This is a genomic window from Streptomyces sp. NPDC021622 (genome assembly GCF_040640795.1).
GTDB lineage: Bacteria > Actinomycetota > Actinomycetes > Streptomycetales > Streptomycetaceae > Streptomyces.
Map to the genome: position 1 here is coordinate 1 of NZ_JBFACK010000005.1, position 21483 is coordinate 21483.

18 protein-coding genes and 1 pseudogene are annotated in these 21483 nt (G+C 69.6%); 10 read left to right on the top strand and 9 right to left on the bottom strand.

Features of this window, described 5'->3' with window-relative positions:
* From AB0G47_RS10920 to glgB, 3 genes are all read left to right on the top strand, one after another.
* Positions 1-438, top strand: a 438-nt coding sequence (locus AB0G47_RS10920; RefSeq protein WP_360766892.1) for an alpha-glucosidase C-terminal domain-containing protein, incomplete at its 5' end; no start/stop codon positions are given.
* A gap of 136 nt (positions 439-574) precedes the next feature.
* On the top strand, positions 575-2002 hold the full coding sequence (locus AB0G47_RS10925; protein WP_360766895.1) for a maltokinase: 1428 nt from the start codon (positions 575-577) through the stop codon (positions 2000-2002).
* Between the two features lie 25 nt (positions 2003-2027).
* Positions 2028-4325, top strand: a complete 2298-nt coding sequence (gene glgB, locus AB0G47_RS10930; RefSeq protein ID WP_360766897.1) for a 1,4-alpha-glucan branching enzyme — start codon at positions 2028-2030, stop codon at positions 4323-4325.
* A gap of 12 nt (positions 4326-4337) precedes the next feature.
* Here glgB and AB0G47_RS10935 read toward each other — a convergent pair whose 3' ends face one another.
* The 5 genes from AB0G47_RS10935 to AB0G47_RS10955 all read right to left on the bottom strand — a co-directional run bounded on the left by AB0G47_RS10935 (position 4338) and on the right by AB0G47_RS10955 (position 8901).
* Positions 4338-6599, bottom strand: a complete 2262-nt coding sequence (locus AB0G47_RS10935; RefSeq protein WP_360766900.1) for a helicase — start codon at positions 6597-6599, stop codon at positions 4338-4340.
* Positions 6600-6778: 179 nt separating this feature from the next.
* Positions 6779-7123: a thioredoxin gene (trxA, locus tag AB0G47_RS10940; RefSeq protein ID WP_360766903.1), complete on the bottom strand. Its 345-nt coding sequence runs from the start codon at positions 7121-7123 to the stop codon at positions 6779-6781.
* A gap of 25 nt (positions 7124-7148) precedes the next feature.
* Entirely contained in the window at positions 7149-7541 is a 393-nt protein-coding gene (locus tag AB0G47_RS10945) for a MerR family transcriptional regulator (RefSeq protein WP_360766906.1), read from the bottom strand.
* 57 nt (positions 7542-7598) lie between these two features.
* On the bottom strand, positions 7599-7961 hold the full coding sequence (locus AB0G47_RS10950; RefSeq protein ID WP_360766909.1) for a VOC family protein: 363 nt from the start codon (positions 7959-7961) through the stop codon (positions 7599-7601).
* A 70-nt stretch (positions 7962-8031) separates the two neighbouring features.
* Positions 8032-8901 (bottom strand): NAD(P)-binding domain-containing protein, encoded by an 870-nt coding sequence (locus AB0G47_RS10955; protein WP_360766912.1) that lies wholly within the window; start codon positions 8899-8901, stop codon positions 8032-8034.
* Positions 8902-9146: 245 nt separating this feature from the next.
* Between AB0G47_RS10955 and AB0G47_RS10960 the strand changes: the two are divergent.
* Positions 9147-10091, top strand: a pseudogene (locus tag AB0G47_RS10960) (glycoside hydrolase family 16 protein); the annotation flags it as partial.
* A gap of 27 nt (positions 10092-10118) precedes the next feature.
* On the opposite strand, the gene AB0G47_RS10965 reads toward AB0G47_RS10960, so the two are convergent.
* From AB0G47_RS10965 to AB0G47_RS10975, 3 genes are all read right to left on the bottom strand, one after another.
* Positions 10119-10994, bottom strand: coding sequence for an SGNH/GDSL hydrolase family protein (locus AB0G47_RS10965; protein ID WP_360766915.1), 876 nt, complete (start codon positions 10992-10994; stop codon positions 10119-10121).
* Positions 10995-11280: 286 nt separating this feature from the next.
* Positions 11281-11508: a hypothetical protein gene (locus AB0G47_RS10970; protein WP_360766918.1), complete on the bottom strand. Its 228-nt coding sequence runs from the start codon at positions 11506-11508 to the stop codon at positions 11281-11283.
* Between the two features lie 113 nt (positions 11509-11621).
* Positions 11622-13337 (bottom strand): MFS transporter, encoded by a 1716-nt coding sequence (locus tag AB0G47_RS10975; protein ID WP_360766921.1) that lies wholly within the window; start codon positions 13335-13337, stop codon positions 11622-11624.
* A 140-nt stretch (positions 13338-13477) separates the two neighbouring features.
* Here AB0G47_RS10975 and AB0G47_RS10980 point away from each other — a divergent pair, with 140 nt between their 5' ends.
* The gene (locus tag AB0G47_RS10980; RefSeq protein WP_360766924.1) at positions 13478-14122 is read left to right on the top strand and encodes a TetR/AcrR family transcriptional regulator; all 645 of its coding nucleotides are present in this window, start codon (positions 13478-13480) and stop codon (positions 14120-14122) included.
* Here AB0G47_RS10980 and AB0G47_RS10985 read toward each other — a convergent pair.
* Entirely contained in the window at positions 14119-15561 is a 1443-nt protein-coding gene (locus AB0G47_RS10985) for a cation:dicarboxylase symporter family transporter (protein WP_360766926.1), read from the bottom strand. The genes AB0G47_RS10980 and AB0G47_RS10985 overlap by 4 nt on opposite strands.
* 156 nt (positions 15562-15717) lie before the next feature.
* Here AB0G47_RS10985 and AB0G47_RS10990 point away from each other — a divergent pair, with 156 nt between their 5' ends.
* The 5 genes from AB0G47_RS10990 to AB0G47_RS11010 all read left to right on the top strand — a co-directional run bounded on the left by AB0G47_RS10990 (position 15718) and on the right by AB0G47_RS11010 (position 21449).
* Entirely contained in the window at positions 15718-17418 is a 1701-nt protein-coding gene (locus AB0G47_RS10990; RefSeq protein ID WP_360766929.1) for a sensor histidine kinase, read from the top strand.
* On the top strand, positions 17415-18101 hold the full coding sequence (locus AB0G47_RS10995; RefSeq protein ID WP_266870893.1) for a response regulator: 687 nt from the start codon (positions 17415-17417) through the stop codon (positions 18099-18101). The genes AB0G47_RS10990 and AB0G47_RS10995 overlap by 4 nt, the downstream gene beginning before the upstream one ends.
* Before the next feature lie 184 nt (positions 18102-18285).
* Entirely contained in the window at positions 18286-19641 is a 1356-nt protein-coding gene (locus tag AB0G47_RS11000; protein ID WP_360766932.1) for an extracellular solute-binding protein, read from the top strand.
* 98 nt (positions 19642-19739) lie between these two features.
* Positions 19740-20585 carry a sugar ABC transporter permease gene (locus tag AB0G47_RS11005; protein WP_360767981.1) on the top strand — a complete coding sequence of 282 codons (846 nt, stop codon included), beginning with the start codon at positions 19740-19742 and terminating at the stop codon, positions 20583-20585.
* Complete coding sequence (locus tag AB0G47_RS11010) at positions 20586-21449, top strand: carbohydrate ABC transporter permease (RefSeq protein ID WP_360766935.1); 864 nt, start codon at positions 20586-20588, stop codon at positions 21447-21449.
* Positions 21450-21483 lie beyond the last annotated feature (34 nt).

The window sequence follows — 21483 nt, forward strand, 5'->3', positions numbered from 1 at the left end:
CGCAACGCCGGCTTCTCCTCCTGCGACCCCGGACGCCTCTACCTGCCCACCATCATGGATCCGGTCTACGGCTACCAGGTCACCAACGTCGAGGCATCCATGTCCTCCCCGGCCTCGCTCCTGCACTGGACCCGCCGGATGATCGAGATCCGCAAACAGAACCCCGCCTTCGGGCTCGGCTCGTACACCGAACTGCCGTCGTCCAACCCGGCGGTCATCGCGTTCCTGCGCGAGTACAAGGACGACCTGGTGCTGTGCGTGCACAACTTCTCCCGCTTCGCCCAGCCCACCGAGCTCGACCTGCAGACCTTCAACGGCCGCCACCCGGTCGAGCTCATCGGCGGGGTGCGCTTCCCGGCCATCGGCGAGCTGCCCTACCTCCTGACACTGGCGGGGCATGGGTTCTACTGGTTCCGGCTGCGCAAGGAACCGGCGTAGGCTCCACCTCTGCGACACCTGCGCGGGGCGGTTTCCACCGCCCCGCCCTGGGCACTCTCCCCGCACAACCGGCACTCCCGCACGACCGGCACTCCCGCACTCTCCCTTGTCCGCACCGCGGAAAGGACGCGACGCCATGTCGGAAGCCGTCACCCGCCCGGGCATCACCACGGACGCGCTGCTCGCCTCGCTCGATCCGCTCCTGCGCGGCTGGCTGCCGAGGCAGCGCTGGTTCGCGGGCAAGGGCCGTCCGATCTCCGGCTTCCACCTGGTCACGGCGACCGAACTGCTGCCGCCCACCGCCAGGTCGGGCCTGCTGCACCTCCTGGTGCGGGTGGACCAGCCACGGATCCCGGGGGAGGGCGGAGCCGCCGCCGCACCGCCCGCCGACTGCTATCAGCTGCTGCTCGGCGTGCGGCGCGAGCTGCCGCCGCGGCTCGCGTCGGCGCTGATCGGCCATGTGACGGCGGGGCCGCTCGCCGGGTTCACCGTCTATGAGGCGCTGCAGGACCCGCGTATGGCCGAGTTCCTGATGGAGGCCCTGCGGATGCGGGCGCGGGTCGGCAAGCTGCGCTTCGAGCGCGACCTGCGCATGGACATCGGCGAGGGTCTCGTGCCGCGCGTGCTCGCCGCCGAGCAGTCCAACTCCTCGTTGGTGTACGGCGATACGTACATCCTCAAGCTGTTCCGCCGTATCGTCCCCGGCCTCAATCCTGATCTGGAGCTGCCGCTGACGCTCGCCCGTGAGGGCTGCGCCCAGGTCCCCGCGCCGGCCGCCTGGTTCCTCGCGGATCTGCCGGACGACGTGAACGTCCTCGGCGTGCTCCAGCCCTATCTGAAGGGCACGACGGACGGCTGGGACCTCGCGCTGCGCGAGCTCGCCAAGGGTGAGGACTTCCGGGACGAGGCGCGGGCGCTGGGCCGTGCGACCGCCGACGTACACCTGGCGCTGGCCCGCGCGCTGCCCACCGTCACGCTCGGCCGCGTCCAGGTGGAGCTGATCGCCGAGGGCATGGCGGAGCGCCTTGAAGCGGCCGCCGGGGCGGTGCCGGCGCTGCTTCCGTACGCGAAGGCCCTGCACACCGCCTTCGAGGCGCTCGCCGGTCTGGCCGCCGACGAGACGCTCTGGACGGCCCAACGCGTCCACGGCGACCTGCACTTGGGGCAGTTCCTGCGCTCGCCCTCCGGGGACTGGTCGCTGATCGACTTCGAGGGCGAGCCATCGCGTCCGCTCGCCGAGCGCAGGCTGCCGCAGCCCGCGGTGCGCGACGTGGCGGGCATGCTGCGCTCCTTCGACTACGCGGCACGGTCGGCCGAGCCCTGGTCGCCCCAATGGGCGGGCGAGTGCAGGGCCGCGTACTGCACGGGATACGCCGAGGTGTCAGGACGCGACCCGCGCACCGATCCGGTCGCCCTGCGCGCCTACGAGACGGACAAGGCGGTCTACGAAGTGCTCTACGAGGCCCGCCACCGCCCGGACTGGCTGCCCGTCCCGCTCGCCGCCGTCCACCGGCTCGCCATGAACGGCCCCGCAACGAACGGCCCCGCCACCGAAGCCCCATGACCGCCCTCGCCGAGGAGGCCTCCCCGTGACCCCCCGCCCCCAGCCGCGCAAACCGTCCGACGAGGCCACCGAGAAGAGCAGGCGCAAGGCGGGGCAGCAGGCCCCGCGGAAGAAGACGAAGCACCCCACGTCCCCCGTCCCCGAGGCCGACCGTGAGCGCCTCCTGAGCGGCACGCACCACGATCCGCACGCCGTGCTCGGCGCCCACACGGTGCGCGAAGGCATAGCGTTCCGCGCGCTGCGGCCGTACGCGCTGTCCGTCACGGTCGTGGCCAGGGACCTGCGGGCCGAACTGCACGACGACGGCGAGGGGTTCTTCTCCGGGGTGCTTCCGCTGCGGGAGATCCCCGACGACTACCGGCTGCACATCACGTACGAGGAAGCCGAGCTGGACATCCATGATGCCTACCGCTTCCTGCCCGCGCTCGGCGAGCTCGATCTGCATCTGATCGGCGAGGGGCGGCACGAGCAGCTGTGGCAGGCGCTCGGGGCGCGCCCGATGGTGCACGAGGGGGCGACCGGGACCCGCTTCACGGTATGGGCGCCCAACGCCCGTGGCGTGCGCGTGGTGGGGAACTTCAACTTCTGGGACGGTACGGGCTTCGCGATGCGTTCGCTCGGCGGCAGCGGTGTGTGGGAGCTCTTCGTGCCGGCCGTCGGCGAGGGCGAGCTGTACAAGTACGAGATCACCCGGCCCGACGGCTCGAAGACGCTGCGCGCCGACCCCCTCGCACGCCGCACGGAGGAGCCGCCGGCGAACTCCTCGATCGTGTACGAGTCGCACCACGAGTGGCGCGACGGCGAGTGGCTAGCACGCCGTGCCGAACTGGCGGTGCACGAGGCGCCGTTCTCCGCGTACGAGGTGCATCTCGCCTCCTGGAGGCCTGGGCTGACATATCGCCAGCTTGCCGAGCAATTGCCCGCCTACGTCGCCGATCTGGGGTTCACGCACGTCGAGCTGATGCCCGTCGCCGAGCATCCCTTCGGCGGGTCCTGGGGCTATCAGGTGACGGGGTTCTACGCGCCGACGGCCCGGCTCGGCACCCCCGACGACTTCAAGTACCTGGTCGACGCGCTGCACCGCGCCGGGATCGGCGTCCTGATGGACTGGGTTCCCGCGCACTTCCCGCGCGACGACTGGGCGCTGGCGGAGTTCGACGGGCGCACCCTGTACGAGCACGAGGACCCGGCCCGCGCCGCGCACCCCGACTGGGGGACGCTTGAATTCGACTTCGGCCGCAAGGAGGTGCGCAACTTCCTTGTCGCCAACGCCAGTTACTGGTGCGAGGAGTTCCACATCGACGGCCTGCGCGTCGACGCGGTCGCCTCGATGCTCTATCTGGACTACTCGCGCGAGCACGGCGAGTGGACCCCGAACGAGCACGGCGGCCGGGAGAACCTGGACGCGGTGGCCTTCCTCCAGGAGATGAACGCCACGGTCTACCGCCGTGCGCCCGGCGTCGTCACGATCGCGGAGGAGTCCACGGCCTGGGACGGCGTGACCCGTGCGACGCACCACCTGGGTCCTGGCGGCTTCGGCGGGCTCGGCTTCGGCCTGAAGTGGAACATGGGGTGGATGCACGACTCGCTCGGCTATGTGAGCCATGAGCCGGTGCACCGCAAGTACCACCACAACGAGATGACGTTCTCGATGGTGTACGCCTACAGCGAGAACTACGTCCTGCCGATCTCGCACGACGAAGTCGTGCACGGAAAAGGGTCGTTGGTGTCGAAGATGCCGGGCGACTGGTGGCAGCAGCGCGCCAACCACCGCGCGTACCTGGGCTTCATGTGGGCCCACCCGGGCAAGCAACTCCTCTTCATGGGGCAGGAGTTCGCACAGGGCGCCGAGTGGGCGGAGAGCCATGGCCCGGACTGGTGGCTGCTCGACCCGGCGTACGGCGCGGCGGCCGACCACCGGGGCGTGCGCGACCTCGTACGCGACCTGAACACCGTCTACCGCCGAGAGCCGTCCCTGTGGCAGCGGGACACGGACCCCGGCGGCTTCGCCTGGGTGGAGGGCGACGCGGCGGAGGACAACGTCTTCGCCTTCCTGCGCTACGCCTCCGAGGACACCGGCGGCTCACCGCTCCTCGCCGTCTCGAACTTCTCACCGGTCGTGCGCCACGAGTACCGGCTCGGCGTCCCCGACGAGATCGCCGCCTGGCGCGAGGTCCTGAACACGGACGCCGCGCTGTACGGCGGCGGCGACGTCACCAACCCCGACCCGGTGAAGCCGGAGCCGGTGGCGTCCCACAGCCGCCCCGCATCACTGAGGCTGACACTGCCGCCCCTCGCCACGGTGTGGCTGCGGCCGGTGTGACCCCACGACGGCCTACCGCGTCTCCAACACCCCCTCGATACCGGCGGGAAGCCCCTCCGTGTGCAGGATGCCGAGCCGCTGCGTGGCCCGGGTCAGGGCGACGTACAGGTCACTCGTCCCATAGCGCGCCGGCTCGACCACGAGCACCGTGTCGAACTCCAGGCCCTTCGCCTGACGCGGGTCGAGAAGGACGACCGGGCGGGTCAGGTCGGGCGCGGCACCCGCCGTCACGTCGGGCAGCTTCGCCGCGAGGTCGGCGTGCAGCTCACGCGGTGCGATGACCGCGAGGCGCCCCTCGTCCCCGCTCTCGGCGGCGACCGCGTCCGCGAGGGCGGCGGGCAGGTCCTCGGTGGCCAGGGCCCAGGGGCGCACGCCCGTGGAGCGCACCGAGCTCGGCGGCCGGAAGTCCGGGTCGCCGGCGGCCCGCGGCACCTCGGCCGCCACGTCCATGATCTCCACCGGGGTGCGGTAGTTGACCCCGAGCCGTGTGTACTCCCAGCGGTCATCGACGTACGGCGTCAGGATCCGCTCCCACGAGCCGCAGCCGCCCGCCTCCGCCGTCTGCGCGGGGTCGCCGACCAGCGTCATCGAACGGGTCGGGCAGCGCCGCATGAGCAGCCGCCATGCCATCGCCGAGAGCTCCTGCGCCTCGTCGACGATGATGTGCCCGAAGGCCCAGGTGCGGTCGGCGGCCGCCCGCTCGGCGGCGCTGCGGTGGTCGGCCTCCTCCTGGCGCTCGGCCATCCGCTCGGCGTCGATGATGTCGTGCGCGAGCAGGACCTCCGACGCATCCGCGTCGATGTCCTCCTTGTCCTCGAATTCGTACGTACGTGATGCGTACGAGACGTCCAGCACGCCCTGCGCGTATGCGATCTGCTTGGCCCGCTCGGCCTCCGCCATCGCCCGCGCCGCACTGTCGTCGCTGCCGAGCAGCTCGGCGGCCTCGTCGAGCAGCGGGACGTCGGCGGCCGTCCAGGCGGCGCCGCGCGGGCGCCGGACAAGGCGTGCGTCGTCCTCCGAAAGGTGCGGCGTTGGCTCCTCCAGGAAGTCGGCGAGGAAGCCCTGCGGGGTGAGCGTCGGCCACAACTCCTCGATGGCGGCGTGCACTTCGGGGCTCGCTGCGATCGCCTTGCCGAGCTGGGCGATGTCGTCGGGGCCCAGGAAGTTGGGGCCGCCGTAGGGATCGGCGCCGATGCGTTCGGCGAGCTGGGCGGTGAGGGAGTCGATGACGTGGAAGGCGAAGTGCGGGCGGCCGAGGTTGTGCGGCACGTCCGCGTCGCGCGCCGCGTCCCGCGCCTCCTGGGCGATCGTCCAGTCCAGGATCAGATCGCCGTCGTCGTGCCGGATGATCAACGGGGCGCCGGGCTCGGGGAGTTGCTGGCGGTCGCGCAGCGCGGCGGCGAGCACGTCCGCCATCTGCGCGCGGCCCTTCACCTCGGCGGCCTCGGGTCCTTCGAAGCCGGTGGCGGTGACGCCGGGGAACAGCTCGCCGACCGTGGAGAGGAGCACTCCCGTCTCGCCGAGCGCGGGCAGGACCTCGCTGATGTAGCCGAGGAAGGCCGGGTTCGGGCCGACGATCAGGACCGCGCGCTTGGCGAGCAGCTCACGGTGCGCGTAGAGGAGGAACGCCGCGCGGTGCAGCGCCACGACCGTCTTGCCGGTGCCGGGGCCGCCCTCGACGACCAGGACGCCGCGGTGCGGGGCACGGATGATGCGGTCCTGCTCGGCCTGGATGGTCTGCACGATGTCGTGCATCCGGCCGGTGCGCGCCGAGTCCAGGGCGGCGAGCAGCACCTCGTCGGCGTCCGCGCCCTCGTACCCGGTGCGGGTGGTGTCGCTGAGATCGAGGATCTCGTCGTGCAGGGCCGTGACCTTGCGGCCCTCCGTGGTGATGTGCCGGCGCCTGCGCAGACCCATCGGAACATGACCGGTCGCGAGATAGAAGGGGCGTGCGACATCGGCACGCCAGTCGATCACGAGCGGGGTGCGTTCGGTATCGGATGCGCGGATTCCGATACGCCCGATGTGGTGATCGCGGCCGTCGCGGAATTCAAGCCGCCCGAAGCACAGTCCGTTCTCCCCCGAGTTGAACGCGGCCAGCAGACCGGACTGCTCGGCCACCATGACATCGCGCTCAAGGCGCGCCTGCAGACCGTTGCCCACCTGCGACAACGACGCCTGCACGGCGGACTCGGCCTCCTCGCGCAGCGCGTCGAGGCGCGCATACAGCCCGGAGACGAATTGCTGCTCTTCCCGCAATTCCTCGGTTGACAATTCAGCCCCTCGCCAGTTACAGTGCTCTTATACAGGTTCTCGTGATGCCGCTATGCTCATATAGACGCAGCCCAATTGGGCAGGGCTTCGCGAAAGAATCCAATATACGCAGAGAAATACCCCGGACGTCAATTCGTCCGGGGTATTTCTTTGTCCGCACCCAGCTACGTGCGCCGGGGTCAGAGCACCTCGGCATCGGCCAGCTCGGCCAGGAGCCTGCGCTTGGGCCGCGCGCCGACCATCTGCTTCACCGGCTCACCACCCCGGAACACCAGCAGGGACGGCACCGAAAGCACGTTGTACGCGATCGCCGTCCGCGGATTGTGGTCCACGTCCAGCTGCACGACCTTCAGCCGGTCCGCCTCCTCGCGCGAGATCTCACCGAGCACGGGACCGAGCTGCCGGCACGGCCCGCACCACTCCGCGCCGAACTCCACGAGCACCGGCACCTCCGACTTCAGGACCTCCCCCTCGAAGTCCGCGTCCGTCACCTGGTCCACGCCCGCCACCTTGAAATGGGACATGCTCCCCGCTCCTCATTCCGTCACTTCATCCCGACACTTCGCAACGGGGCTCCGGGCCCCCCACAACCGCCGCCTCGGCCCGCACGAGCTGCGCGCCGACCTGTTCCCGCACCGCACTCAACTCGGCGATCAGCGCGTCGAGTTCACCGAGCTTGCGGCGGTACACATCGAGCGAGGCGGGACAGGAGTCACCCGCCGGATGACCGGACCGCAGACACTCCACGAAGGGCCGCGTCTCCTCCAGATCGAACCCGAAGTCCTGCAGGGTCCTGATCTGCTCCAGGAGGCGTACGTCGTCCTCCTCATAGGTGCGGTAGCCATTGCCGCTGCGACGTGCGGGCAGCAGCCCCCGTGACTCGTAGTACCGAAGCGTCCGCGTGGTGGTGCCCGCCCGCTCCGCAAGTTCGCCGATGCGCATGTCCACGACGGTAATCCTTGACGTGGGCGTCAAGGCCAGCGCGAGCTCCGTGAGACTTCAGCCGGCGGGCGGCGGCTGATGCAGGCCGAAGACGGAGCCCTGGTCGTCCCGGCAGAGCCGGAACCGCCCGTAGGCCGCGTCCGACTCATCGCTGCCCGCACCGATGGGCGCCTCGACGGTGCCGCCCAGCTTGATCACCCGCGCCAGGGCGGTGTCCAGGTCGTCGACCTTGAAGAAGAGATACGGCGAGGCCCCCGGGTCACTGCCGTGCATACCGCCTGGGACACCCGGAGTGTCGATCACATAGCCCTTCCCGGACGGCCCCTGCACGAAGGACCAGCCGAGCAGCTCGCCGTAGAAGGCGCGCCCGCGCTCCGCGTCCTCGACACCGATCTCGAAGAAGCTGGGTTCACCGGTCATGGTGCGGCTCCTGCCCTGTGACTGCCGTCCTCTTCACCGTACGCCGCCGGGGCCGGGGCCCGCCTGTCGGTCAGCCGGCCTGCCCGGCGGCGGGGCGGATGGCCTCGATGACGGCCGTCCAGCCGTTCGCGCCGTGCCCCTTGCTGATGGCCACGTCCAGGGCGGCCTTGATGCCGCTCAGGGCGCGCACGTCCAGGCCCCGCTGCTCGGAGGCGTGGATGATGTGGTCGACATTGGCGGCCTCCGTGACCAAGGGGGCCTGCTCGCCCGGATAGTCGCCGGAGTCGACCTGCGCTCCCGTCCCCTCGACTGCCGGCGGGAAGATCGGGAGCAGGTCGCTGATGTAGGGGGCCAGTTCCGCGCCCTTGACCCCGTCCGCACCGGCCAGCGCGAAGGCGTGCACGAGCCCGTACATGCTGGTCCAGAAGAAGTCGAGCAGCGCGTTGTCGTAGACAGCGGCGAGTCCGTGATCGTCGCCGAGGTACACGGTCTTGCCGCCGAGCGCCTTGAGCGTGCCCTCGTGCCGCTCGAACACGGACCTCGGACCACTGTGGAAGAGCAGCGCGGCGGCGGTGCCGATCATCGTCACCGGCACCATGATGGCGCCGTCCAGATAGTCGATCCCGTGCTCGGCGGCCCAGGCGGCGGCCTCCCTCGAGCGATCCGGGGTGTCCGATGTGAGATTGACGAGGACGCGTCCGGAGAACTCCGCGGCGATCGGGCCGAGTACGGATTGCGAGACCTCGTAGTCGTGGAGGCAGACCACCACCACGTCCGAGGCCCGGACCGCATCGGCGGCGGTGGCGGCCCTGGTCGCGCCCCGCGCGACCACATCGTCGCCCTTGCCGGGCGTGCGGTTCCAGACGGTGGTGGGATGCCCGGCCGCCAGGAAGGCGGCGGCAAGGGCCTGCCCCATGGCGCCGAGGCCGAGAACGGTCACGGAGGAAGAGGCGGAAGCGGAAGAAGTGGAAGTGGAAGTGGAAGCCTGTCGGCTCTGGTTCGTCATGCCGACCATGCTTGACGGGCGCCCAACTCCCCACAAGTACCGACTAATTAGTCAGGTACTTACCAAAAGGTAAGCAAGAAGTTGAAGGCGCGCCGCCCATTGACGCCCCGCATGCCTGCAACTACAAAACCCTGAGAGCGCTCTCACCGTCACGCGCACTCCCCCCACGGAGGTGTTCCATGAGCACCAAACGCATCCATCGCACGAGCCGCACCGCCCCCGTCCTGGCGGGCCTGGCCGCGGTCGGCCTGCTGGCCGCACTGATGACGCCCGGCACGGCACGCGGCGACGTGCCGCCGCCCGGACCCGGCTGGTCGCTGGAGTGGAGCGACGACTTCAACGGCGGCGCGGGCGCCCCGCCGTCCGCCGACAACTGGCAGATCGACATCGGCCACAACTACCCGGGAGGCCCGGCGAATTGGGGCACGGGCGAGATCCAGTCGTATACCGACTCCCCCGACAACCTCGCCCTCGACGGAAACGGCAACCTGCGGATCACCCCGCGCAAGGACGGCGCGGGCAACTGGACATCGGCCCGCATCGAGACCAAACGCGCCGACTTCAAGGCACCCGAGGGCGGCACGCTCGCCATCGAGGGCCGCATCCAGATGCCGGACGTCACCGGCGAGAGCGCACTCGGCTACTGGCCGGCCTTCTGGGCCCTCGGCGCGCCCTACCGGGGCAACTACCAGAACTGGCCGTCGATCGGCGAGTTCGACGTCATGGAGAACGTGAACGGCATCAACTCGGTCTGGGGCGTCCTTCACTGCGGGGTGAACCCTGGGGGCGACTGCAACGAGACCCAGGGCCTGGGCGCCAACCGCGCCTGCCCGGGGGCGAGTTGCCAGTCGGCCTACCACACGTACCGCTTCGAATGGGACCGCTCGACGAGCCCGAACCAGCTGCGCTGGTACGTGGACGGCGAGCAGTTCCACTCCCTGAGCCAGGACCGCTTCTCGGCCGCGACCTGGTCCGACATGACGGACCACGCGGGGTACTTCATCCTGCTGAACGTGGCGATGGGCGGGGCGTTCCCCGACGGCGTCGCGGGCCGGGCGACACCGGTGGCGCAGACGGATCCGGGACACGCGATGGCGGTCGACTACGTCGCGGTGTGGACGCGCCCGTAGCCGACTCGCCGCCGCGCGCGGTCACTTGAGGTTCAGCGCGCCGATCGCCTGCTCGGCCATGCCCCTCTCGCCGAGGGCGTTGGGGTGCACCGGCACGAAGTTGGTGCCGAAGAGCATCGGCTCCATCCAGCGGGTCCCGTGCGGCGCACAGGCGTCGCGCCCCTCCGATGCGGCGGCCATGTCGACGTACGTGGCACCCGTCTCGGAGGCGGCGCGCTGCACGGCCTTGTTCAAGTGGGTCTGGAGTTCCCGCAGATAGGGCACGTCACCCTCGGCCACCGGCATCTTGGCGAAGCAGCTCGGGTCCGCCTTGGCCGGCAGGATCCACGGGTAGCCGAGGATCGCGACGCGGGCCTGCGGCGCCTTGGCCTTGATGGCGCTCAGGGAGGCCTTGAGCGCCGGATAGGTGTTGGTGTCGATCTGCTTGATGAAGCTGTCCCCGTTGGCGTCCTTGCAGGGGCTGCCCTTGCCGCCGGAGAGCACACCGGCGGTGCCGCAGGCGACGATCGCGTTGATGAAGGTGTTGTTGTCGTTGCCGCCGATGGTCATCGTCACGAGGTCGGTGCCGGCGTCGACCGCGTCCAGTTGCGGGGAGACGCCGGGGTACTGCGACTCGGTGAAGTGCTTGGTCTGGGCTCCGCCGCAGGTCACGTCGGTGAGCTGGGCGCCGGTGCGCTTGGCGACGACGTTCGGGTAGTTGGCCGTGGACCGCGCGCACAGGAGCGGGGCGGAAAGGTCGAGCGGCAGCACGCCGGACGCGGCGCTGAAGCTGTCGCCGAGGGCGACGTAGTCGAGGGGTTCGGAAGCGGCGGCCTGCGCCGGGGCGACGAGCCCCAGGGCGACGGTTCCGGTGAGGGCGGCTGCCAGGCGCAGCGCGAGGGCACGGCGGATCACCATCTGGAGTCTCCTTTGAATCCGATGGGGGGTCAGTCCCAGAGCAAGGAAGAGCGAGCCACATGCACCAACGGCCCGGCCGTGGCGGGTGTTTCAGTAGTGCAACGCTGAAGTTACTGGCAGGTTTGAATAACGGTCAACAGTCCGCGCGCACGTCCACCTAGATGGCGGAAACCTCACCCGGCACACGCCGCAGCCGCCCGAACGAAGGAACGAGCCCGGCGGCTTCGCCGCCGGGCTCGTGTACGCCGGTCAGGGGCTACTCACACCTGGCCGTCATGACACCCCGTCACTTGTCCGCCTTGTACATCCGAAGCTCCCGGTTGACGAAGAGCTGGACGTGCCCGCACTGCCAGCAGATCAGGCCCGTGGCGGACTCATTGGCCCAGGCCAGGTTCATGAACTCCATTCCGGAACTGTTGAGTTTGACCTCCCGGTCCCGGAACAGATCCCCCTGGCAGACCAGACACCTGATCCACGTCTCCCCTATGGCGGCACGCTTCGGCTTGGGCGCCATCGACTTCACCTTTCCCCGCGATCACGGCGCCGGTCGAGCACCGCTGCCATTGATCGTATCGACGCCCCACCAGCACGGATCGTCCTGTCGGCGACCGTCGTCCGCGGAACTTGTCAGCGACCGCCGTCCGCGGAAACGGACTCACGCTCGTCCGCGGCCTCGGGCCGCTCCCCCTCGGTCGCCGTCCCCGAAGCAGCGACCACCCGGCCGCCCTTCCCGGCCCGCGGCAGCAGTACCGCCACCACGATCGTCCCGACCCCGAGGATCACCGCGCCGATCAGGCTCGTGTGCGCCACCGCGTCCGAGAACGCGGAGCCGACCGCGTCCCTCATCTGGCCGGCGCCCTGCGCGAGTTCCTGGGCCTGGGCCTTGAGCTGGGCCGCTTCCTGCGGGGAAGTCGCGTTCGCCGCCGTCTCCGCGAGCTCCCTGGCCTGCTCGGCGATGCCCTGCGCCACGCCGTTGCCCGCGCCCACCGAGTCCTGCGCCGTCTCCAGGGCGGAGGCGGGGAGCTTGCTGCCCGCCGTCCCGTCCGCCAGCTTCGACGAGTACGACCCCGCGAGCACCGATCCCAGGACCGCGATGCCCAGCGAACCGCCCAGTTCGAGGGAGGTGTCGTTGACCGCGCCGCCGACGCCGAGTTCCGACTCGGGGAACGCGCCCATGATGACGTCCGTGCAGGGCGACACGGCGAAGCCGAGCGAAAGGCCGAGGACGATCAGCGGCGCCACGAAGTCGCCGTAGCCGGACCCCGCGTCGATCTGCGTGAGCAGCGCGAGGGCCACCGTGCCGCCGACCATGCCCGCCACCACCATGATCCGGCCACCGATGCGCGGCGCCAGGATCCCGGTGACCGCCGAGCCGACGAAGACCGCGCCGGCCAGCGGCAGCATGCGGACGCCGGTCTCCAGCGGGTCGTACGCAAGGACGAACTGGAGGTGCTGGGTGAGGTAGTAGAAGGCGCCGAACACCGCGAGGAAGAAGAGCGCCACGGCGAGGTTCGAGCCCGCGAAGCCGCGGTCGGCGAACTTGCGGACGTCCAGGACCGGCCGCGGGTGCCGCAGCTCCCAGATCACGAACAGGACCAGGCCTATTCCGGCTACCACCGCCGCGCCGATCGCCCGCGCGCCCCAGCCGAAGTGCGGGCCGTCGATGATCGTGAAGATGAGCGCGCCCACCCAGACCACCGAGAGCAGCCCGCCCACGTAGTCGATCCGGCCGTGCTGGGCGGCCTTCGACGGCGGGACCAGGACGAACGCGCCGATGATCGCGAGCACCGCCACCGGGATGTTGATCAGGAAGGTGGAGTGCCAGCCGTTGTCACGCAGCAGCGCGCCCGCGATCAGCGGTCCCGCCGCGATCGCGATGCCCGACGTGGCCGCCCAGATCGTGATCGCCTTGGCGCGCTCCTCGCGCGGGAAGGTCGCCGCGAGCAGCGAGAGCGTCGCGGGCATGATCAGCGCCGCGCCGACGCCCATGACCGCGCGGACCACGATGACCGCCGTCGCGCTGTCCACCAGCGCGCCCGCCCCGGCACCGGCGGACATGATCACCAGGCCGAGCACCAGCGCGCCGCGGCGGCTGTACTTGTCGCCGATCGCGCCGAGCAGCAGCATCAGGGCCGCGTACGGAACGGTGTACGCGTCGATGACCCACTGCAGGTCGGAGCTGGACAGACCGAGGTCCATGGTCATGTCAGGGGCCGCCACCGTCAGGGCGGTGTTCGCCATGACGGCGATCAGCAGGCTCAGGCAGAGCACGCCGAGGGCCCACCAGCGGCGGGCGTACGGCCGGTCCGTCCTTTCGACCGGTTCCTTGATCAGCAATGGCATTGGATTCCACCCATCCCGTCTCACACAGACCTGTTGCACAAGCCTGTGCAACTACACACTCCTGTGCAAGATACCCGACATTGCACAGCAATGTGCAAGTGGGGGCGTGGGCCCATTGCGGGGGTGGGCAGAATGGGGCCATGAACCCCCGCCCCGCGAGCAGCCCGAGCAGCGCCAGAGCCGACGCCAATCGCCGCCGCATCCTCGACGTCGCCGTCACGCAGCTGCTGCGCGACCCCGACGCGTCCATGGACCAGATCGCGCGCGCCGCGGGCGTGGTGCGCCGGACGGTGTACGGGCACTTCCCCAGCCGCGACGCGCTGATCGACGCGATCGTGGAGCGGGCGGTGGAGGCGGTGGAGACCGCGCACGCCGCGGGCCGCGACGGCATCGACGACCCGGCGGAAGCGGTGGCCGGATCACTGCTCGCCGTGTGGGAAGTCGCCGACCGCTACCGCCTGTTGCTCTCGCTCTCGCATCGCAGCGTCACGATGGGCAGCATCCGCGAACGGCTCGGCTGCGTCCACGAGTCCGGCCTGGCGATCTTCCAACGCGGCCTGGACGACGGCACGTTCGTGACGCCGCTGCCGACGCGGGCGCTCGGCTACGTACTCGAAGGGATCCTGTTCGCCGTGATGGAGGCCGTCAACGACGGTGTCGTACCGGCGGAGAAGGCGGGCAGGTCCACCGCGATCACGTTTCTGACCGCGGCGGGCCTGCCCGCCTCACAAGCCACCGAACTGGTGGAGAGGGTCGCCGAGCGCAGGGCGACCGTGACCGGCTAGGCGGTCAGCGACTTCTTCGCGCTCTCGCTCTCGCTGCTGCCGGGCTGACCGGGCACCGCGTCCACGGTCGACGCGGCCTCCACGGCCGGGGCGTCGTCGCCGTCTTCACCGTCGTCGCCGTTGTCGAGCAGCGTCTTCTCGTCGAACGGCAGCTTCCCGTCGAGGACCAGGGTGACCCGCTCCCGGTCGACCTCCTTGGTCCACGTACCGATCAGGAGCGTCGCGACCGCGTTGCCCGCGAAGTTGGTCAGGGCGCGGGCCTCGCTCATGAAGCGGTCGACGCCGATGATCAGGCCGACGCCGTCCACCAGGGCCGGCTTGTGCGACTGCAGGCCGCTGGCCAGGACCGCGATGCCGGACCCCGAGACACCCGCCGCGCCCTTCGACGCGATCATCATGAAGAGGAGCAGCGATACCTGCTCGCCGATGCCGAGCGGCTGGTCCATGGCGTCGGCGATGAAGAGCGAAGCCATGGTCAGGTAGATCATCGTGCCGTCGAGGTTGAAGGAGTAGCCCGTCGGGACGGTGATGCCGACGACCGGGCGGCTGACACCCAGGTGCTCCATCTTCGCGATGAGCCGCGGAAGCGCGGACTCGGACGACGAGGTGGAGAGGATGAGCAGGAACTCGCGGCCCAGGTACCTCAGGAGCTTGAAGAGGTTCACGCCGGTGACCAGGCGAAGCAGCGTGCCGAGCACGATCAGGATGAACAGCGCGCAGGTGACGTAGAACCCGATCATGATCGTGGCCAGGGCCTTCAGGGCGTCCGTGCCGGTCTCGCCGACCACCGCCGCCATCGCGCCGAACGCGCCCACCGGGGCGGCCCACATGATCATGCCGAGGACCCGGAAGACCAGCTTCTGGATGTGTTCGACGCCGCGCAGGACCGGCGTGCCCGCCGAGCCCATCGCCTGCAGCCCGAAGCCCACGAGGAGCGCGACGAGCAGGGTCTGAAGGACCTCGCCCTTGGTGAAGGCCGAGACGAGCGTCGTCGGGATGATCCCGATCAGGAAGTCGACGGCTCCCGTGCTGGCCTCGTCCGCGGCGTCGTGGCTCGCGTCCTTGGCCGCCTCGGTCAGGTCCATGCCGGAACCGGGGTGCAGGATGTTGCCGACCAGCAGGCCGATGGCGAGGGCGACGACCGACATCACGACGAAATAGCCGAGCGCGAGCCCGCCGACCTTGCCGACCTTGGCGGCCTTGCGGACCGAGCCGATGCCGAGCACGATCGTGCAGAAGATGATCGGCGAGATCATCATCTTGATCAGGTTCACAAAGCCGGTACCGACCGGCTTGAGCTCCTTGGCGAAGTCCGGGAAGAGCAGGCCGACACCGATACCGAGCACGACGGCGATGATGACGGCGATGTAGAGATAGTGGGTGCGGTCCCGCTTTGCTGCGGGTGCCGGAGCCACCTTGCTGTCGGTGGTGTCGGCCACGGGGGCCCTCCTTGAACGACTACGTCGGCGTTTTTCAGCCAGTGCGTGCGGCTCACGTCCTGGGCGAGGAATCCCGGCGACTATCTCTCGCCCTGTGACGGCGGTCACCCTTACGTTCATTTAGTTCGTGCTTATACAGCGAGGCAGACTGACAACATGCCCCTCACCCGTCCACCCCGCCCGCGCAGCCTCGCGGGCCAGCTCTTCGCGATGCAGATCGTGCTGGTCACCCTGGTGGTGGCCGGATGCGCCCTGTTCACGTTCCTGAGCGACCGGCGGCAGGCGGAGGAGGGCGCGCGCCACCAGGCGACGGCCGCGGCGCGTGCGGTCGCGGACTCCCCTTCGGTACGTGAAGCGGTGCGCGGCGAGGATCCGACGAAGACCCTCCAGCCGTACGCGACCGATGTGCGCAGGCACACCGGCGTCGACTTCGTCACGATCATGAACCCGGACGGCATCCGCTGGACGCACCCCGACGAGGAACAGATCGGCGAGCGCTTCCTCGGCCACCGGGCGGACGCCCTGCGGGGCAAGACCTTCACCGAGACGTACACGGGAACGCTCGGCCCTTCCGTGCGCGTGGTCACCCCGATCCATGACGGCGACCGCATCACGGGCCTGGTCAGCGCGGGCATCACCATCGAGGAGATCAGCGAGAAGGCGCGCGGCCAGCTGGCCGCCCTGCTCGGTGTCGCGGCGGCCGCGCTCACGCTCGGCGCCATCGGTACGTACGTCGTCAACGCCCGCCTGCGCCGCCACACCCACGGCATGAACGCCACCGAGCTGAGCCGGATGCACGACTACCACGAGGCGGCGCTGCACGCGGTGCGCGAGGGCCTGCTGATGCTGGACGGGCAGCGGCGGATCGCCCTCATCAACGACGGGGGACGCGAACTGCTCGGCGTATCGGGCGACTTGGTGGGCCGCAATGTCGCCGAACTGGGCCTGCCGGCCCCGCTCACGGGCGCACTGCTCGCCGCCGAGCCCCGGGTGGACGAGCTGCACCTGACGGCGGACCGGGTGGTCGTCGTCAACACCTCCCCCGTGTCGAGCGGTGAGCGCAGAGGAACGGTGGTCACCTTGCGCGACCACACCGAACTCCAGGCCCTGACCGGCGAGTTGGACTCGGAGCGCGGCTTCACGCGGGCGCTGCGTTCGCAGGCGCACGAGGCCGCCAACCGCCTCCACACGGTGGTGTCCCTCATCGAACTCGGCCGCGCCGACGAGGCGGTCGACTTCGCCACGGCCGAGCTGGAACTGGCCCAGACGCTGACGGACCAGGTCGTCGCGGCGGTCAACGAGCCGGTCCTCGCGGCCCTGCTCCTGGGCAAGGCGGCCCAGGCGAACGAACACGGCGTCGAGCTCGTCGTCTCCCCCGACAGCAGCATCGACGACGGCATGCTCCCGCCGGACCTGCCGGCCCGCGACCTGGTCACGGTCCTCGGCAACCTGATCGACAACGCGGTGGACGCGGCCCAGGGCTCCCCGGCGGCCCGCGTGACGGTGACGGCCCGCGCGGACGAGCGGGGTCTGACGCTACGGGTCTCGGACACGGGCCCCGGCGTGGACCCGGCCCACACGGAAGCGGTCTTCGAACGAGGCTGGTCCACCAAGGCCACCACGGGCCGCGGCCTTGGCCTGGCCCTGGTCCACCAGACGGTGACGAAACACGAGGGGTCGCTTACGGTGCGGGAGGCGCCGGGGGGTGGGGCGGAGTTCGAAGTGCACCTGCAGGCAGCCGCTGAGGTTGTGGGCAGGCGTTCCGCACGGCGGAACGGGTGGGCACAACCCCCGATGCCGGGTGCCGATGAAGAGGCGTCCAGTACAGAGGACGTACCAAACGGAGGCACCAAGTGACCGAGGAAATCCGCGTCCTGGTCGTCGAAGACGACCCCGTCGCCGCAGACGCCCACGTCCTCTACGTGAACCGAGTCCCTGGCTTCCGGGCCACCGGAAAGGCCCACACCGCCGCCGAGGCAAAACGCGCCCTCGACCGCACGGACGTCGACCTCCTCCTCCTGGACCTCCACCTCCCCGACGGCCACGGCCTCCAACTCGCCCGCACCCTGCGGGCCGCGGGCCACCGCACGGACGTCATCGCGGTGACGTCCGCCCGCGACCTGGCGGTGGTCAGAGAAGGCGTATCCCTCGGCGTGGTCCAGTACGTACTGAAGCCCTTCACCTTCGCCACCCTCCGCGACCGCCTCACCCGCTACGCGGACTACCGCACCGCCGCAGGCGAGGCCACCGGCCAGGACGAGGTGGACCGCGCCCTGGCGACCCTGCGCGCCCCGAGCCCCGCCGCACTCCCCAAGGGCCTCAGCGGACCCACCCTGGAACGCGTGACCCGCGGCCTGCGCGACGCCCCGGCCGACGGCCTGACCGCGGCGGCCACCGCCGAGTCCGTCGGCATCTCCCGCATCACCGCACGCCGATACCTGGAGCACCTGGTCACCACGGGCCGCGCGACCCGCACCCCGCAGTACGGCCATGTGGGCCGCCCCGAATACGTGTACCGCTGGCTGACTTCAGCCACCTGAGGCACCGTGGAGCCACCGGTGGACACCGGAGGCGGGGCCGCCATAACAACGTTGTCACGTTGATGACAGGCGGCGACGCACGGGCATTGACCTTGCTCCGAGCACGCCCTTACGTTCACCGGGCAGCCCGCGTTGCAGCCCGGCGTGGCAACCTCGCCGCGTCGGCCAGTAGGAGGTCGTGCCCGTGCGCCCCACCACTCCACTGCTCCTCGCCACCGCCCTGGTCGCCGCCGGCACCCTCACCGCCTGCGGCGGGGACTCCGGCGATGATCCGGACACCGTGAAGGTCTCCTTCAAACAGTCCACGGACAACCAGATCAAGGTCATGGACAACTTTCTGGCGGACGTGAAGAAGCAGTTCGAGAAGGAGAACCCCGGCAAGAAGGTCAAGCTGGTGCCGATCAAGGCGCCGGACTCCGAGTACTACACCAAGCTGCAGCAGATGATGCGCTCCCCGAAGACCGCGCCCGATCTGGTCTACGAGGACACCTTCCTCATCAACTCGGACATCACCAGCGGGTACTTGAAGCCGCTCGATCCGTATCTGGACAAGTGGAAGGACTGGGACCAGTTCATCGGCACGTCCAAGTCGGCGGCGAAGGCGGCGGACGGCAAGACGTACGGCGTGCCGGACGGCACCGACACCCGCGGACTCTGGTTCAGCAAGGCCATCTTCAAGAAGGCCGGTCTTCCCGCCGACTGGCAGCCGAAGTCGTGGGACGACATCCTGGAGACGGCGCGCACCATCAAGAAGAAGGTCCCCGGGGTCACGCCCCTGAACGTCTACACCGGTAAGCCCGCGGGCGAGGCGGCCACCATGCAGGGCATGGAGATGCTCCTGTACGGCACGGGCAAGGACCCGATGTACGACCCGAAGTCGAAGAAGTGGGTGACGGGCAGTCAGGGCTTCAAGGACTCCCTGGAGTTCGTCGAGACGGTCTACAAGGAGAAGCTCGGCCCGGATGTCTCGGACGCCCTCGACCCGAACTTCGCCACCCGGGTGCGCGGCGAACTCCTCCCCGAGGACAAGCTCGGCATCAACCTGGACGGCTCGTGGCTGCCGCAGGACTGGGGCAAGGGCGCGGGCCACGAGTGGCCCGAGTGGTCGCAGAAGCTGGGCCTTGCCCACATGCCCACCCAGAACGGCGAGGCTCCCGGCAAGGTGAGCATGTCCGGCGGCTGGACCTGGGCGATCCCGTCCAAGGCGGCCAACCCGGACCTGGCCTTCAAGTTCATCGAACAGATGCAGACCAAGGCCAACGCCCAGAAGTGGTACGTGGCGAACTCGGGCATCGCGGTCCGCAAGGACGTCGCGGCCGACCCCGCGTATCTCAAGGCGCAGCCCGGCCTGAAGTTCTTCACGGACCTGGTGCCTTCGACGCACTACCGGCCCGCGTACCCGGCGTATCCGAAGGTCTCCACGGCGGTGCAGGAGTCCATGGAGAAGGTCACGACGGGCGACGCCTCCGTGGCCGACGCGGCGAGCGGATACGACGACGAGGTCGAGGCGGCGACGGACGGCGAGGTCATCAAGAAGTGACCGCCGCACCCCCCGCCGGGCCCGGCGACATCGTCAAGACGGCGCCGGGCCAGGGCGCATCGCGCCCCCCGTCCCGCAGCGGGAAGACCGGCAGAGCGCTGACCCGCGCCCTGCCGGTCTCCCCCGCCGTGATCCTCCTGCTCCTGTTCCTGGCGGGGCCGATCGGCTACTGCGCGTACATCGCCTTCACCGACCTCCAGCTCACCGGCCAGGCCGAGTCGAGCTTCGTCGGGTTCGACAACTTCCGTAAGGCCTTCGGGGACGAGGCGTTCCTCAACGCGGTCTGGCTGACCCTCGTCTTCACCGTCCTTTCGTCCCTCATCGGCCAGAACACCATCGGCCTCGCGCTCGCGTCCCTGATGCAGCGGGCGTCCAAGCCGGTCCGCACGCTCACCGGCGCGATCGTCATCACGGCGTGGGTGCTTCCGGAGGTCGTGGCGGCCTTCCTGCTGTACGCGTTCTTCCGCCGCGAGGGCACCCTCAACGCGGTGCTCGACTTCCTCCATCTCCCGTCCCAGAACTGGATGTACACGCTGCCGATCCTGGCGGTGTCGTTCGCCAACGTCTGGCGCGGGACGGCCTTCTCGATGCTGGTCTACTCGGCGGCCCTGAACGAGATCCCCAAGGAGATCACCGAGGCGGCCGAGGTGGACGGCGCGGGCGGCTGGCGCCGCATGTGGCACATCACGCTGCCGATGATCCGCCGCTCCATCGGCACGAACCTGATGCTGAACACCCTGCAGACCCTGTCCGTCTTCGGCCTGATCTGGGTGATGACGCGCGGCGGCCCCGGCAACCGCAGCCAGACCCTCCCCCTGTTCATGTACGAACAGGCCTTCCAGAAGAGCATGATCGGCTACGGCACGGCGGTGGCACTCCTGCTCCTGGTCGTCGGCTCACTCTTCTCCCTCGTCTATATGCGCCTGCTCCGCACGGAGGTCTGAGTGTCCGCCAACACCGTCAAGTCGCCTTCCAGGACGCTCACTTCACGTCGTACGAGCCGGCGCCTCGCCGCGGACGCGGGGCTGCTCGTGGTCGCGGCGGCGTTCGTCCTGCCGCTGGCCTGGGTGATCCTGTCCTCGCTGGACACCAAGGCCGATCTGAAGGTGAAGGTCCCCGACGGCCTCACCCTGGACAACTACGACGCCGTACTGACCCCCGAAATCACCTTCACACCGCTGATGAACAGCCTGCTGCTTTGCGGCGGCGGCACGATCCTGACGGTGGTCTGCGCGGCACTCGCCGCGTACCCGCTCTCGCGCTTCAAGTCCCGCCTGAACCGCCCGTTCATGCTGACGATCCTCTTCGCGACGAGCCTGCCGATCACCGCGATCATGGTTCCGGTGTACGCACTGTTCGTCCAGGTGGACCTGATCGACACGATGCAGGGCACGATCTTCTTCTTCGCGGCGTCCCAACTCCCGTTCGCCATCTGGCTGATGAAGAACTTCATGGACGGCGTGCCGAAGGAACTGGAGGAGGCGGCATGGACGGACGGCGCGTCGTCCTTCCAGTCGCTGATCCGCATCGTGCTGCCGCTGATGGGCCCGGGAGTGGCCGTGGTCACGGTCTTCTCGTTCGTCATGATGTGGGGCAACTTCTTCGTCCCGTTCATGCTGCTCCTGACCCCGGAGCAGATGCCGGCGTCGGTCAGCATCAATGACTTCTTCGGCAACAAGGGCACAGTCGTCTATGGCCGGTTGGCGGCCTTCTCGATCATCTACTCGACGCCCGTGATCCTCCTGTACGTCCTGATCTCACGGAAGCTGGGCGGCGGCTTCGCGCTGGGCGGCGCGGTCAAGGGGTGAGGTACAGGGGTTTGGTGACGGGGTGAGGTAAAGG

What these genes read in the sequence shown, in the direction of transcription:
- AB0G47_RS10925 (WP_360766895.1), top strand. Translation starts at nt 575, where the DNA reads ATGTCGGAAGCCGTCACCCGCCCGGGCATCACCACGGACGCGCTGCTC.
- trxA (WP_360766903.1), bottom strand. Translation starts at nt 7,123, where the DNA reads ATGTCCCATTTCAAGGTGGCGGGCGTGGACCAGGTGACGGACGCGGAC.
- AB0G47_RS10945 (WP_360766906.1), bottom strand. Translation starts at nt 7,541, where the DNA reads ATGCGCATCGGCGAACTTGCGGAGCGGGCGGGCACCACCACGCGGACG.
- AB0G47_RS10950 (WP_360766909.1), bottom strand. Translation starts at nt 7,961, where the DNA reads ATGACCGGTGAACCCAGCTTCTTCGAGATCGGTGTCGAGGACGCGGAG.
- AB0G47_RS10965 (WP_360766915.1), bottom strand. Translation starts at nt 10,994, where the DNA reads ATGGTGATCCGCCGTGCCCTCGCGCTGCGCCTGGCAGCCGCCCTCACC.
- AB0G47_RS10970 (WP_360766918.1), bottom strand. Translation starts at nt 11,508, where the DNA reads ATGGCGCCCAAGCCGAAGCGTGCCGCCATAGGGGAGACGTGGATCAGG.
- AB0G47_RS10975 (WP_360766921.1), bottom strand. Translation starts at nt 13,337, where the DNA reads ATGCCATTGCTGATCAAGGAACCGGTCGAAAGGACGGACCGGCCGTAC.
- AB0G47_RS10980 (WP_360766924.1), top strand. Translation starts at nt 13,478, where the DNA reads ATGAACCCCCGCCCCGCGAGCAGCCCGAGCAGCGCCAGAGCCGACGCC.
- AB0G47_RS10990 (WP_360766929.1), top strand. Translation starts at nt 15,718, where the DNA reads ATGCCCCTCACCCGTCCACCCCGCCCGCGCAGCCTCGCGGGCCAGCTC.